Genomic DNA, 14,378 nt, shown 5'->3' on the forward strand with positions numbered 1-14,378 from the left:
CGATGAGTGCGCCGCTGCTGCAAGTCGATCATGTCAGCCTGGAATACGCCTCCGCGCGACGCGTGGTGCGGGCTACCCATCGTGTGCGCTTCGATGTGCATGAGGCCGATCGCTTCGTGCTGCTGGGACCATCGGGCTGCGGCAAATCCACCCTGCTCAAGGCGGTTGCCGGTTTCGTTGCACCGCGCGAAGGGCAGATCCGTCTGGATGGTCATGCGGTCACCGGGCCGGGACCAGACCGGGTAGTGGTGTTCCAGGAATTCGACCAGCTGGCACCATGGAAAACCGTACGCCAGAACGTGGTGTTCGGCCTGCGCGCAGCGCGCAAGCTCGGCCGCGCTGAAGCGCGCGAGCGCGCCGATGAAAGTCTGGCCCAGGTCGGGCTGAGTGCATTCGCGGATGCCTACCCGCACACCTTGTCCGGCGGCATGAAACAGCGCGTGGCAATCGCACGCGCCCTGGCGATGCGCCCGCGCGTGCTGCTGATGGACGAACCGTTCGCGGCATTGGATGCGTTGACGCGTTCGCGCATGCAGGAGCAGGTGCTGGAATTATGGGAACACTCGCGCTTCACGCTGTTGTTTGTGACCCATTCCATCGAAGAAGCGCTGGTGGTCGGCAACCGCGTTTTGCTGTTTTCGCCGCACCCGGGCCAGGTACGCGCCGAACTCAACGCGCATGCATTCGGCCCGCACAGCGCCGGTAGCGTGGCATTCCAGCAAACCGCGCAACGCATTCACCGACTGCTGTTCGATCTGCCCGATGAGACGCTGGACGACGACAAGGTGGCACCGCTGCGTCGCTCCTCCTTGCGCCAACGTGAGGCGCTGACATGAGCCGCAACACCGCGACCGCGCTGCCGCCGATTCCGCCGGTGCGGCCCGAGTACGAAGTGGCATTGACACCGCTGGACCCTGCCCTGGTCGCCGCTGCGACGCCCACGCGTTGGCGGGCACCGCCGTGGCTGCGCAAAGCACTGGTGCTGGCGGTCTTGGTCGCGGTCTGGGAAGTCGCCGCGCGCGTGGTCGGCGACGACCTGATGCTACCCAGTGCACTGCAGACCGCGCGCGCGTTTTACGACGGGCTGCTCTCCGGCGAATTGCTGCGCCGTGTCGGCGCCTCGTTACGCGTGCTGGCGCAAGGCTATGCGCTGGGGGTGTTGTTTGCCTTCGTGTTGACCGCGCTGGCCGCATCCACGCGCTGGGGCCGCGACGTGCTCGGCACGCTGACCGCCATGTTCAACCCGCTGCCCGCCATCGCGCTGTTGCCATTGGCCTTGCTGTGGTTCGGGCTGGGCACCGGCAGCCTGGTGTTCGTGCTGGTGCATTCGGTGCTGTGGCCGCTGGCCCTGACCACCTACGCCGGCTTCCAGGCTGTGCCGGAGACACTGCGCATGGCCGGGCGTAATTACGGTCTGCGCGGGCCGCGCTATGTGGCGCAGCTGCTGATCCCGGCGGCGCTACCGGCGATCCTGTCCGGGCTGAAGATCGGTTGGGCGTTCGCCTGGCGCACGTTGATCGCCGCCGAGCTGGTCTTCGGCGCCACCTCCGGCCAGGGCGGTTTGGGTTGGTACATCTTCCAAAACCGCAACGAGCTCTACACCGACAAGGTCTTTGCCGGGCTGGCGATGGTGATTGTGCTGGGGCTGCTGGTGGAAGGCGTCGTGTTTCAGGCGATTGAGCGGCTGACCGTGCGCCGCTGGGGCATGCAGCGCTAGAGCGACCTCGGCGGCACGGTCGCGTGCGCTTAACGCAGTTGGCTTATGCTTCGCCCCCCATTCTCTGCCGCTCGCCGCCGCCATGCCCACCGCCCCCTTTACTGCCTACATCTACCCGGTCCTGCTGTTGCTGGCCAGCAATGTGTTCATGACCTTCGCCTGGTACGGGCATCTGAAGTACAAGAGCACGCCGCTGATGATCGCGATCATGGTCAGCTGGGGCATCGCGTTCTTTGAATACTGCCTGCAGGTGCCGGGTAACCGTCTGGGCAGCGCAGTGTATTCGGCGCCGCAGCTCAAGGGCATGCAAGAAGTCATCACGCTGCTGGTGTTCGCCGGTTTCTCCACGTTCTACCTGGGGCAGTCGTTGAAGTGGAATCACTGGGCGGCGTTTGGGCTGATCTTGGTGGCGGCGTTTCTGATGTTCAAGGAATAAGCAATTCCCCGTAGGAACGCGCTGGCGCGCGCTGAGGCGTTACCGATCCAGCCTCGTCGCGCGCCAGCGCGCTCCTACGCATCATGCGATGGGTTTAATTCGCCCGTTCCACCCACTGCGCGAGCACCGCATCGATTTGCGCGTCCTTGACGCGTTTGCCCCGTTGCACCGACTCGGCCTGCTCGAACATCGGCATGATCATCGCCATGCCATCTGGCTTGGTTTTCAGGTGCAGGCCCGATGGTGTTTCCAGGAATGTGGACCAGCGCGTGCGCACCTTGGCCCAATAGCCCTGCGTGCCGTTCCAGTACGCATAGGCAGGGGCGAAGTCCATCTCGGTGGTCTTGCGGTAATCGTTGAAGCCGAACTCGCGCGCAATCGCTTCCTGTGTTCCGTCCGGCTTGCGCAACACCTTGGTGTTGAACTGTTCGTGGGTCCAACCGTTCGGCGTGAGCGTGTGGCGGTTGATCACCGACAGCGCGTTGTAGTCGCTGCGCTTGGTGTACTCGCGCCGCGGCAACGGGCGCCAGCTCAGATCACTGGTCCAGGTGGGATGGCCATCGGCGTAGTCCCAGCGGCCGGTGCCGCAATAGCGCGGCGCGTCGCTGACTTCATACACGCATTGAGTCCAGGCGCCGGTGGTGACTGCCGGCGGCAGCGCATGCACCGTCCAGGTCTGCTCGGCGCTGAATTCGAAACGCTGCGGCGCCTCGTAGATCCAGTCCTGCCGCCAATGCTTGGTCACGTGCTTGGTCTTTTCGTCGACCAGCAGATGCTGCAGCACCAGCTTGTGCGGTGAATCCTCCACCACGATCACCACTTCGCTGGCGCCGCTGCGCATGGCCGACGCACGCTCGTAGCCGGGCTTGAGCAACACGGTTTCGTCGAACGCAAAATCCACCGCGTATTCGCCCTGCATCGCCAGGATGCTCTGGCGATCGCGCTGGGCGTCGGCGGCGGCAATCAACGGCAACAGGCTCAGCGTGGCGGCCATACAGCGGGGAAACAGTCGGCTCATTGGCAGTCTCTTTGTTGATCTTGGGAACGTCAGCGGCGCAAGCGCAGCAGCGAGGTCGTCATGTCGGTGGGATCGGAGCCGCGTGCGTTTGCAGCGCCAGTGCGCAGCGCCGCAGCACGTGCACAGCAGCAGTCGTCCACCGCCACGCGGCCGTCGATGCCCTCTTGACGTGCGAGCCGAGCGGCGACCTCCGCGCCCAGCGCCGAGACGGTAGCCAGGCTGGCGGTGATGGGGTGATCGTGGCTGGCTGCAGGCTGCAAGCGGAGTGCGCTCAAACGCCATGCGTCGCCGCGCAGGCGTCCGGCCAGGCGGCGCCATAGCCGTTCGCCGACGCCCAGCTCATGCGTGTCCGTTGGCAGTGGTGGCAGCCGCGACACCAGGCGGTCCCAGTTCAGGAAATCGCTGTCGGGCAACAGGCAGAGCCGCCAACAGCAGTGTCCTGCGGCATCGAGGAACCAGATGCTTTCGCGCACGCCGTCGCTGTCGACTTGACGGCACGCCGCCGCTGCAACCGCGTGCTGCCAACCATCCAGTTCGTTGCCCAACGCGGGCCGATATAGGCATAGCACTGTGCCCAGGGCCGCCAGTTGCTGCGGTCGTGGCAACGCCGCGCGGCTGGCACGGGCCTGCAAGGACAGCGGCAATGCGCAGACGTTTGGCATGGCCGCTACCAGCTCACAGCCAGGCTGACCGAGGCAGTACGCCCGGCACCGGTGAAACGATCGAGCACCATGCTGCTGGCCAGCGTGCCGTTGGGCAGCGCGTTCCAGTCCACGTAACGGCGATCGGCCAGATTGAAGATGCCGGCAGTGACGTTGGCGCCGGGTGCGAACTCCCAGTGGCCCATTAGATCCAGCGTGGCGTAGCCGGCCGGCGCGTAATAGCTGTCCAACTGCGGACGACGTTTGCGGGCCACGAAGGTGCCGATCAATTCCGCCCCCCAGCGCTCGCTGTCGAAGGCAACGCCGAGCGTGCCGCGCAACGGGTCGACCGAATTGAGCGGGGTCCCATCGGTGCGGTTGTCGCCCTCCGAATAGGCAACCGCACTGTTCACCGACCAGCCCTGCCAGTCCGCCAGCGCGCCCAGATCGACTCCCCCGCGCGCTTCGGCCCCCCTGATCACCACATCGTCCACGTTGCGCGACTGGAACAGTGCCAGCCCCTCGGCGTTCACGCCGGCCGGCGCATACGATTCGATGAAGTTGCGGTAGTCGGTGTAGTACACGGCGAGCCCGAGATAGCCGACCGCGTCGTTGAAACGCAGCCCCAGTTCGCCACCGCGACTGGTTTCCGATTTCAGGTTCGGATTGGCGATGGCGGTGTAGCGGGCCTGCAAATTAGTAAAGCCAATATTGACGTCGTTGTACGGCGGGGCACGAAAGCCATGCGCATAATTGGCGTACGCCGACCATGCATCGGAGAACCGCCACACCGCGCCGAACTTGGGCGAGACTTGGGTTTCGTCGACGGTCTCGGCTGCCACCCCCGGATTGTCTTCGCGGAAGATGTCGTCTACCTGCGGCGACAGGCGAAAGTAATCCACGCGCACACCCGGCGTCAGCGACAAACGCCCATCGAGCAGGCCGATTTCGTCCTGCGCATACACCCCGAGCTTGGTGGTTTCGCTCATGGGGAAATCGCGTACCGGGAACACGTCCTGGCCGACGCGGTTACTTACCGCACCATTGGCAAGATTGACCGAATAGCCATCGCGCTTAGCGCGCGTATCGGTCCAGGTACCGTCCAGTCCATAGGTGATCTCGTGGCTGAGCGTGCCGGTGTCGATGGATTTATGCGCGTTGACCAGCAGCCCGTAAACGCGCTGATCGAAGGTGTGTTCGTTATGCCGGCGCGTGTTGTTGCCGCGTAACTCGTTGGTGCGCTGCAGGCTCTCGCTGTCCTGGCGATACAGCTGCCACTGCAGATCGTCGGCCAAGGCGGAGTCCAGCGCATCGATTTCATTCCGCAGCGATACCCGCGCACGGGTCTGATGATCGCGCCCCTCCTGCGACAAAATGCGCAGCGACGCAGTCGGGCTACGCATGTCGATACCCGTCAGCGCATCGATGCTGCCGTAGTCTTCGTTGCCTTCGACAGTGAGTTTGAAGCGCTGTTGGGTGCTTGGCGCGTACACAACGTTGGCCAGCACGCTGCGGCCATCAATGCGCTGCGGATTGGCCGCAGTACGGGTGAAATCGCGGCTGCGGTTGTCGCCCTGGTTCTGCGCCTCCTGGCCCTGGCGATGACTCACCGCCACCATGCCGCTCCAGCGCTCGCCGCCGAACGCACCGGTAGCACCGGCGAACATGCCGTTCCAGTCGCCTTCATAGCCAAATTTCAGGCCGACGTAGCTGTGCTTGTCGACGCTCAGATAATCCGACGGATCCTTGGTGACGAAGGCGACCACGCCGCCTAGCGCATCGGAGCCATATAACGAGCTGGCCGGCCCGCGCACCACTTCCACGCGCTTGAGCGTTTCCAGGTCGACGAAGTTACGGTTGGCGTTGAGGTAACTACCGAAACTGAAGGTGTCCGAGACAGGCACATTGTCCACCAGAATCGCCACGCGATTGCCATCCAGCCCGCGGATACGGATGCCGTTGGCACCGATGAAGCGGCCGCTGGTGCTGGTGACCGAGACGCCCGGCGTGTAACGGAACAGATCCTCGAGTTCGCGCACCAACTGGTTATCGAGCTGTTCGCGATCAATCACATCCACCGTGCTCGGCACATCCACCAGCGCACGCTGGGTGCGTGTGGCGGTGACCTGCAACCGGGCGAAGTCGTGCACTTCACGCGCAGTCTCGGCGCCGGCATCGAGTTCGGCGGCGTAGGCAGACAACGAGACAGCAGGCAGCGCAAGCGACAGCGCGACCACCAGCGGATGCAGGCGAATCATCAGAAACCTTTGCGAAAACCCTCGACGGCGCGCACCGCGGCACATGCCGCTAGTGGCAAACAAGGGTGGAGCGTTGAGTGGCGGGCGGCGGCGGCAGCGCCCGCTGCGATCATCCGGCACTCGCGTTCAGCGAATGCGGCGGTATGAGATGCGATGGCGACCGAGCGTTGCGTGCGGCAAAGGATCGCGTGAGCGGCGCTCGGGGTGCGCGTACGATCGCGTTGCAACAGCGGCCGCACCCATTCGGTGGTGCGCAGCCTTAAGCTCTTTGCTGGATTACTTGGTCAGGATCAGCTTGTCGTTGCTGGTATGGCGCAGGCGATAGACGCGGTCGCCATGCTGGATCAGCACTTCACGCCGGCCCTTGAGCAGCGCTTCGCTGCTGATGAGGTCTTCGGCAGGCACAGCACGCGGCGTGGCGCGGTCGCGCAGGTTGACCGGTTCGGAACGAAGCAGCACGGGGTGAGCGGTCATGATCTGGATCTCCAGTCGGTTGGCCCAACAAATAATAACCATTCTCATTTATTGATCAAGAGCCATTCTCATTTGAAGGGCTTGATGTTTGGATCGTTTTACGTATTTCGATTCACACAGCCAATCACGATGCCCGCAGCCAACCGACGTCGGGCATCACGGATATCGCTCAATATTTCGTCGTAGCGCCCATCCCGATTGGGTCGGCGGGGCGTCGCCCCATGATCTGGCACGCGCACAGGCGTGGATGACGAAGGCGCGCCCACCCGCATCAGCCGGATGCCAAGCCGGCGACTCAGCGCGTGCTGGACTCCACCCGCGCCCAACCGGCCTCATCGACCTGATTCAAGGTGTCCAGGGCGCCGAGGTTTTCTTCCAATTGCATCACCCGGCTGGCGCCCAGGATCACGCTGGACACATGCGGGTTGCGAAGGCACCAGGCGATGGCCAGCCGTGCCGGCGACTGCCCAAGCTCGGCGGCCAGCACACAGAACGCGCGAGCACGCTCGAGCCGGCGCGCTTCTGGTGCGCCAAGCACTTCGTCCTGCAACCACTGGTTGCCCGGCTGGCCTAGACGGCTGTCGGCCTCCACGCCGGCGTTGTACTTGCCGGTCAGCAGACCAGACGCCAGCGGCGACCAGATCGTGGTGCCCAGCCCGCCTTCGCACAGCGGCGCGTATTCGCGCTCCAGCCGCTCGCGGTGTAGCAGGTTGTACTGCGGCTGCTCCATCGCGGGCGCATGCAGGTGTTCGCGCTCGGCAATGGCGATGGCCGCGCGCAACTGCTCGGCACTCCATTCGGATGTCCCCCAGTACAGTACCTTGCCCTGGCGGATCAGCGTATCCATGGCGCGGACGGTTTCCTGGATCGGCGTGTCCGGATCGGGCCGATGGCAGTAATAGAGATCCAGGTACTCCACCCGCAGGCGCTTGAGCGCGGCGTGGCAGGCATCGGTGACATGCTTGCGCGAGAGCCCGCGTTGGGTTGGACGCGGGCTGTCCACCGCGCCGAAAAACACCTTGCTCGACACACAGAAGCCATCGCGTGGTAGCCGCAGATCGGCGATCACATCGCCCATCACTTCTTCGGCGCGGCCGCGCGCATAGACCTCAGCGTTGTCGAAGAAGTTGATGCCGTTGTCCCAGGCGGCGGCGATCAGATTGCGCGCTTCGCTGCGCCCGATCTGCTTGCCGAAGGTGACCCAGGCACCGAACGACAAGGCCGATAGCTGCAGCCCGGTGGAACCCAGACGACGGTAAAGCATGGCGAACTCCCGCAACCTCCAGGGCACCTGCCCCGGACCGGCGTGCGCAGTGTAGGCCGTGGCGTCGTGTAGGCAACAGCACGTGGCGTGTCCAGCGCTGCATAGAGCAGCGTCAGCCGTCGCACTTTGCAAGCGCGGTGTCACACCTGGCGGGAGCGTGTGGCGATCGAGCCCCACGGCAAAATAGGTGGCGTGTCCCAACGTGGATGCGCGCTGCGCATCGACCTCTTCTCGGCTCGACATCTGTTCGCTCGGCGCGTAGGTGCTGATGCGTGCGTTGTCTCCCTTGCGTTCTCTGCAAGTTCTGCGCGCGTGATTCGGTCTACTGCAGGCGCTTGCACCCTCACCAGTGAGGGACACACCGCGCGCATGTCCGTGTCGTCTCTTACCCGGCATCCATGCCGCGTAAGGTCCACGCCGTTACGCGCGCAAGCGCCAGTATTCGTTGTCGGCAGCTCAAGAAAAAGCGGCATCCAGGTGATTGGCCGTGCTTCTGGATGTGCTCCTGACGTGGCCTTCGCCGGCGAGCACAAGCGCTGCGGCAACATCAATTGCAGCATCCATTGATGCTATGCCTTCCTCTAGCGATTGATTGCGGATCACCGGCCGCAAATCCTGGGAGCGTGGCATCGCATCCGGAGGCGGGATCGTTGGCGCCGTGTCTGCCGCCATCGAGCCTCCATGGATGGATTGACGGCGTATCCCCACACCGGATGCGGCGCCGCGCCTCGATAAACCAGCCCATGACGCCGGCAGACACGGATGCGTGGGCACCCAGCACGACCGGCGCGCACACCATCGTCACCGATCGCAATCGGTCTTCGATAGCAGACATCCTTTAGCCACTGGGGCTGATGCGGCACCGGCAACAGTGATTGCTGCGACGATCGACTGCACTCACCCCGACAAATCCGAGTCCCACCGGCCAGGCATCGGCACGCGCGCGCGGTCTGCTGCGCGCCTCACCTGTGCTGATGCCACGACCGCAACCGGCAGCGCGGCCACGATGTGAAACGCCGCCCCGTCAGCGCCGTGAACTGTCGACTTTGCGCAAGCACAGCCCACCAGCTCGCTAGCGCAGGTCTGCCCGGGCCCGCCGCATCTCGGCTGCAGGCCAACCGGGAGCGTCTGAATGCCGCTCACCTTGCCCCCTGTCACCCCCTGCTCTAGGCTTCCTGTTTTGCCGGCAGCAGCTTCGGGGATTGGAATGGTCGAAGGTTTGGGAAGGATCGGTTTCGGCCTGTTCGGTCTGGCGGTGCTCATCGGTATCACCTGGCTTTTTTCGAGCAACCGCCGCGCGATCGACTGGAAGCTGGTCGCCACCGGTCTGGCCTTGCAGATTTCGTTCGCCGCAGTGGTGTTGCTGGTGCCGGGCGGGCGCGACGTGTTCGACGCGCTGGGCAAGGGTTTTGTCAAGGTGCTGAGTTTCGTCAATGAAGGGTCCACCTTCATTTTCGGCAACCTGATGAACATCGACAGCTACGGCTTCATTTTTGCGTTCCAGGTGCTGCCCACCATCATCTTCTTCTCGGCGCTGATGGGCGTGCTCTACCATCTCGGCGTGATGCAGGTTGTGGTGCGTGCAATGGCGTGGGCGATCACCAAGGTGATGCGCGTGTCCGGTGCGGAAACCACCAGCGTGTGCGCCAGCGTCTTCATCGGTCAGACCGAAGCACCGCTGACGGTGCGCCCATACATCCCCAAGATGACCCAGTCCGAGCTGTTGACGATGATGATCGGCGGCATGGCGCATATCGCCGGCGGTGTATTGGCGGCGTACGTCGGCATGCTCGGCGGCAACGATCCTGCACAGCAAGCGTTTTATGCCAAGCATCTGCTGGCTGCCAGCATCATGGCCGCGCCCGCCACCTTGGTGGTCGCCAAGTTGTTGGTGCCAGAAACCGGCACCCCGTTGACCCGCGGCACGGTCAAGATGGAAGTGGAAAAAACCACCAGCAATGTGATTGATGCGGCTGCGGCCGGTGCCGGCGACGGCTTGCGCCTGGCGCTGAACATCGGCGCGATGCTGCTGGCCTTTATCGCGCTGATCGCGCTGATCAACGCACCGCTGACCTGGGTGGGGGAAGTCACCGGCGCGGCCGCGCTGCTCGGCCGCCCGACCAACCTGTCGACGATCTTCGGCTACGTGCTGGCGCCGATCGCCTGGGTGATCGGCACCCCATGGATGGATGCGACCACGGTAGGTTCGTTGATCGGGCAGAAAGTGGTGATCAACGAGTTTGTCGCCTACAGCGAATTGTCGCGCATCGTGAAGGGCGAAGTGCCGGGCGTGGGCCTGAGCGCCGAGGGCCGCCTGATCGCCACCTACGCGTTGTGCGGCTTCGCCAATTTCAGTTCGATCGCGATCCAGATCGGCGGGATCGGCGGGCTCGCGCCAGAGCGTCGTCACGATCTGGCCAAGTTCGGCCTGCGTGCGGTGCTCGGCGGTTCGATCGCCACCTTCATGACCGCGACCATCGCCGGCGTGCTGTCGCATTTCGGTTGAGGCGGCGCGGGTTCATCGGCGTAACGGTCTAATCACTGCACGCCGCGTTTCATCCAGTCATTCAAGTCAGTCATTCAAGGCAAGGGTATTTATGAGTTCGGTCGTCGTTGTCGGGTCATTCAATGTCGATCACGTGTGGCGCTGCGATGCCTTGCCAGTGCCGGGTGCCACCATCGCCGGGCGCTACAGCACCGGCCCGGGCGGCAAGGGCTTCAATCAGGCAGTTGCGGCCGCACGTGCTGGCGCCAAGACGCATTTCTTGTGCGCGTTGGGCGACGACGCCGGCGGTGCGCTGGCGCGTTCGCTGGCTGCGCAGGATGGCTTTGCGCTGATCGCCGAGCCGAGCAATGAGCCCACCGGCACCGGTGGCATCTATGTCGACGGGCACGGCCGTAACACCATCGTGATCGGTGCCGGCGCCAACGCTGTGTTGAGCCCTGCCTTCATCGACAATCAGCGTCCGCTGATTGCTGCGGCGAAGGTGCTGCTGGCGCAGCTGGAATCGCCAGCCGAGACCATCGAGTCGGCATTGGCGCTGGCGCACGAATGCGGCGTGCTGACCGTGCTCAATGCCGCACCGGCCAATGCGCCGACCTCGATCGGCCTGCTCAAACTGTCGGATGTGTTGACCCCGAACGAAACCGAATTTGCCGCCCTGCTCGGTCGCCATGTCGGCGAACGCATCAACGCCGACGATGTCGCTGCGCTGGATGGCAATACGTTGCACTCGCTGTGCCGCAAGTTGTTGCCTGGCGGTAGCGTGGTCGTCACCCTGGGCGCAGTGGGCGCCTTCATTTCGCACGCCGAAGAACAACTGCGTGGCGACAACCAAGCGCATTATCGGGTAGGTGCGGAAAGCGCGCAGACCATCGACACCACCGGTGCCGGCGATGCCTTCAACGGCGCGCTGGTGGCATCGCTGGCGCAGCTGCCGGCTGCAAGCTTCGCAACCCACGTGCGCTTTGCCACGCGTTATGCGGCCCGCTCCACCGAGGTGGAAGGCGCGGCTGTATCGATGCCGCGGCTGCGCGCAGACGACTGACGCCGCGTTTCATGGCGGTTCGGCGTGCGCCGCATGCGCACGCCGTCGATACAGCACCCACCTCAGTGCACCCAGGTCTCCTGGAAGAATGCATGCGCGTGTCTCGCGCTCCATGATGACTGCAACAAGCGGGCAACCTCGTCGCACGACATTGCGCTCGACGAGGTGACACTGCGATAACCGCATCGTCTTCTCGCAGCGCTGCGCACGCTCTGCTGCTATCGGCACGCCACCTGATGCGCCATCGCGCCCAGGCGTGACCGAGCGCTGCTTTCTGTGCTCGAAAAGCGAAAGCGCATTGCATAAAGCGTGCTGACCTGCTGTGCGCGCTAGCGCGTTGTCCCGGGTTCACTATTATCGCCGTACCACCGGGCGCACCACGACCATTGCCTGTTGTCATGCGAGGCCGCCCTTGGCGGCGCGGCTTGCCAACTTGCGGGCTGCATCGCCGAACTGGCGCACTCCACGCCACGCAGTCGGCAGTGCAGCCTGCGCCTGGCCCTGCCCCCCAGCTCAACGGAACAACCGATGATCCTGCGTCGATCGCGCAAGCCACTGCTGCTTCCATGCGTCTTACTTTCCTGCCTGCTCAGTTCCTGTGGCGGCCAAGATGCCCCCGATACCAGCGCCGCTGCGACACCATCGCCCGCGGCAACGGTCACCGTGAGTGCTCCCCGCGCCATGACGTCCACCACCACGCCGGCTGCCACGACAACGGCGAACACGCGTCTCGATCCGTCACTACGCCGCACTCTCTCGCCCGACCAGCCGATGTTCGTCATCGCCGCCGACACCTGGAATGCTGCCGACCCGCAGAAGATCATCGACCTGATTCCCGCCGATCTACGCCCGTATTCGGTTTTGTTGATCTCGCTGTCGATCAATCACAAAGGTGCCACCGGGAATCAGTGCAACTGGATCCAAGTGGAAAACGGCATCGAAACCGCGCGCTCGTGGATCAAGACGGCTGCCGCCAACGGGGTCTGGGCGATGATCCAGCCTTCTAGCGGCGGCTTCAGCCACTTCCCCGACTACCCTGCCGGCACCGACCTGGAATCGACCGTCTACGGCGAATTCTTCCGCGACTATCCGAACTTCCTCGGTTTCAATTATGCCGAGCAGTTCTGGGGATTCGATGAGCCCTGCTCGGTGTCGGCGGCGCAGCGCTGGGAGCATTGGTCCAACCTGCTCAAGCTCACCAACAAGTACGGCGGCTACCTGGCGGTGAGCTTCACCGGCGGCTACTGGGGCGCGAACATCAATCCATTGGCGATGGTCAAACGCAACGAAGCGCTCCGCAGCGCGCTCGGAAGTTACTCCAAGAACTTCATCATCGAAGAAAAGTTCACCGCCAATTACGGCTTCCACGATATCGAAAGCCTCAGCCTGGGCATGTTCCTGTCCGGTTTCGCTGGCCACTACGGCATCCGCCCGGACCGCACCGGCTGGTACGCCGCCGATGGCAGCAGCTATCCGGTGCAGGCAGGTGCGCCGCACTTGATCGAGCACTTAACGCTGACCGGCGAAACCTATTTCGACGGCCCGGAGTTGATCACCGCCGACACCGTGCACAGCCTGCCCAATGGCCTGACCGCCGATGGCTACAGCACCAGGCGCTGGGAGTTTTTCCCGCAGTTCAAGAACATCCACATGGATGTCTACCGCAAGATCATCGATGGCACCTTGCGCATCCCCAGCCGCCAGCAGGTGATCGACCGGACCAAGGTGGTGGTGGTCGACGACACCACCAGCGGCAACGACCAGACACTGTATGCATCGCCGGAAACGTTGTTCTCCGGCCTGTATGTGATGGACGACGACGGGACGTATTTCAACCAGCACAGCTGGTACAAAAAGAGCGGCCGCTATCCGGCCATTCCGACCGTGTGGCAACTCACGGACGATGCGGCCAAATCGTTTCCGGTGCAGATCAAGCGCAGCGAATACGCCACGCGTTGGCCCAGCATCGCGGCCAAGACCCAGGAGTTGAACGCGCTGTTTCCGCAGGAATACAGCGGCGATATCTACGCAGGGCGTCAGGACAACACCTGGGTGACCTACAACCCGTACAAGACCAATCAGAGCGCAAGCGGCACGCTGGATCTGAAGTACAACACCTGCGCATCCGTGAAACTGACCTACGGGCCTTACACCACCGGCGTCATCAAGGAATTCTCCGATGCGCTGTCGATCTACCTGACCAATTTCGATTCCGAAACCGGCCCGCTCAAGACCGACACGATCGCCATCAGCGGCGCAAGTGCTCCCCCCACTTACACCTTCGCCGATCGCGGCGAGCACCAGGCCAGCACGATCACGGCCACACCCAGCAGCGCTGGGCTGACACTCAACGTCGCCCACAACGGCCCGCTGGACATCACCGTGAAATGTTCCGGCCCTGCCACCGGGCGCCTGAGCGCGTTCCCGACCGCCAACATCCAGGCACCGGCCGCACCAGCAACCTACACCGGCGTCCGCCAGTACGAGGCGGAAAACTTCGATTTCCTGAGTATCGGCAGCCTGGTCGCCAATGGTCTCTACGGCGCAGTCCGCAATTACCAGGGTATGGGATATGTGGACTTCGGGGGCAACCCGGGCGCACGCCTGCGGACCACCGTCACTGTTCCCACGACTGGGACCTACACGTTGAGCACTCGCTATTCCGCCCCCGGCGGGAGCCTCACCACCGTCGACCTCTACGTCAACGGTGTGCGGGTCGGGACGCCGGCATTCACGCAGACCAGCTCGGCCAGCGAGTGGGCCAGCAGCCCGCAGACGGCAATGCTGACTGCCGGCAGCAACGTGGTCGAGTATCGCGCGCGCGCCGGCGCGCAGACCAAGCTGTATCTGGATAACTTGGCCATCTCGCAATAAGCGCAACTAACAAAACTACTGCGCAGCCGCCAGGCGGGCGCGGCCGGTGCTCGGAATCGGCATGTACCACTCGTACACTGCGGTTCCCGCGCGCCGTCCGCGCCCACCTGACAGCTGCTCGCTACGTTTTGTTAGCCGCTCTAAGGGC

General features: G+C 63.8%; 12 protein-coding genes and 1 other RNA gene. 7 read left to right on the plus strand and 6 right to left on the minus strand.

Annotated features, from left to right (window positions below):
- The first annotated feature begins 2 nt into the window (after positions 1-2).
- From M0D43_RS06870 to M0D43_RS06880, 3 genes are all read left to right on the plus strand, one after another.
- Positions 3-836, plus strand: coding sequence for an ABC transporter ATP-binding protein (locus tag M0D43_RS06870; RefSeq protein WP_260808049.1), 834 nt, complete (start codon positions 3-5; stop codon positions 834-836).
- Positions 833-1,717, plus strand: a complete 885-nt coding sequence (locus M0D43_RS06875) for an ABC transporter permease (protein ID WP_252164052.1) — start codon at positions 833-835, stop codon at positions 1,715-1,717. The genes M0D43_RS06870 and M0D43_RS06875 overlap by 4 nt, the downstream gene beginning before the upstream one ends.
- Before the next feature lie 82 nt (positions 1,718-1,799).
- The gene (locus tag M0D43_RS06880; protein ID WP_101362605.1) at positions 1,800-2,153 is read left to right on the plus strand and encodes a DMT family protein; all 354 of its coding nucleotides are present in this window, start codon (positions 1,800-1,802) and stop codon (positions 2,151-2,153) included.
- Positions 2,154-2,247: 94 nt separating this feature from the next.
- Here M0D43_RS06880 and M0D43_RS06885 read toward each other — a convergent pair whose 3' ends face one another.
- From M0D43_RS06885 to M0D43_RS06910, 6 genes are all read right to left on the minus strand, one after another.
- On the minus strand, positions 2,248-3,171 hold the full coding sequence (locus tag M0D43_RS06885) for a DUF6607 family protein (RefSeq protein WP_252164053.1): 924 nt from the start codon (positions 3,169-3,171) through the stop codon (positions 2,248-2,250).
- 29 nt (positions 3,172-3,200) lie between these two features.
- Positions 3,201-3,833, minus strand: coding sequence for a Hemin transport protein (locus M0D43_RS06890; protein WP_252164054.1), 633 nt, complete (start codon positions 3,831-3,833; stop codon positions 3,201-3,203).
- A 5-nt stretch (positions 3,834-3,838) separates the two neighbouring features.
- Positions 3,839-6,070 carry a TonB-dependent hemoglobin/transferrin/lactoferrin family receptor gene (locus tag M0D43_RS06895; protein ID WP_260808050.1) on the minus strand — a complete coding sequence of 744 codons (2,232 nt, stop codon included), beginning with the start codon at positions 6,068-6,070 and terminating at the stop codon, positions 3,839-3,841.
- 276 nt (positions 6,071-6,346) lie between these two features.
- Positions 6,347-6,586, minus strand: a complete 240-nt coding sequence (gene hemP, locus M0D43_RS06900) for a hemin uptake protein HemP (RefSeq protein ID WP_252164975.1) — start codon at positions 6,584-6,586, stop codon at positions 6,347-6,349.
- A 253-nt stretch (positions 6,587-6,839) separates the two neighbouring features.
- A complete protein-coding gene (locus tag M0D43_RS06905; protein ID WP_252164055.1) occupies positions 6,840-7,808 on the minus strand; it encodes a potassium channel beta subunit family protein in 969 nt (322 codons plus the stop codon).
- Positions 7,809-8,264: 456 nt separating this feature from the next.
- Positions 8,265-8,480: a hypothetical protein gene (locus tag M0D43_RS06910; RefSeq protein WP_260808051.1), complete on the minus strand. Its 216-nt coding sequence runs from the start codon at positions 8,478-8,480 to the stop codon at positions 8,265-8,267.
- 535 nt (positions 8,481-9,015) lie between these two features.
- On the opposite strand from M0D43_RS06910, the gene M0D43_RS06915 reads away from it, so the two are divergent.
- From M0D43_RS06915 to M0D43_RS06930, 4 genes are all read left to right on the plus strand, one after another.
- Complete coding sequence (locus M0D43_RS06915) at positions 9,016-10,314, plus strand: NupC/NupG family nucleoside CNT transporter (protein WP_252164056.1); 1,299 nt, start codon at positions 9,016-9,018, stop codon at positions 10,312-10,314.
- A gap of 91 nt (positions 10,315-10,405) precedes the next feature.
- The gene (locus M0D43_RS06920; RefSeq protein ID WP_101362612.1) at positions 10,406-11,356 is read left to right on the plus strand and encodes a ribokinase; all 951 of its coding nucleotides are present in this window, start codon (positions 10,406-10,408) and stop codon (positions 11,354-11,356) included.
- Positions 11,357-11,884: 528 nt separating this feature from the next.
- Entirely contained in the window at positions 11,885-14,230 is a 2,346-nt protein-coding gene (locus M0D43_RS06925) for a glycoside hydrolase family 98 domain-containing protein (RefSeq protein WP_260808052.1), read from the plus strand.
- Positions 14,231-14,291: 61 nt separating this feature from the next.
- Positions 14,292-14,367, plus strand: a non-coding RNA gene (locus tag M0D43_RS06930) — sX9 sRNA.
- The last annotated feature ends 11 nt before the right edge of the window (positions 14,368-14,378 follow it).

It is taken from the genome of Xanthomonas prunicola, from assembly GCF_025266575.1.
Taxonomy (GTDB): domain Bacteria; phylum Pseudomonadota; class Gammaproteobacteria; order Xanthomonadales; family Xanthomonadaceae; genus Xanthomonas; species Xanthomonas prunicola.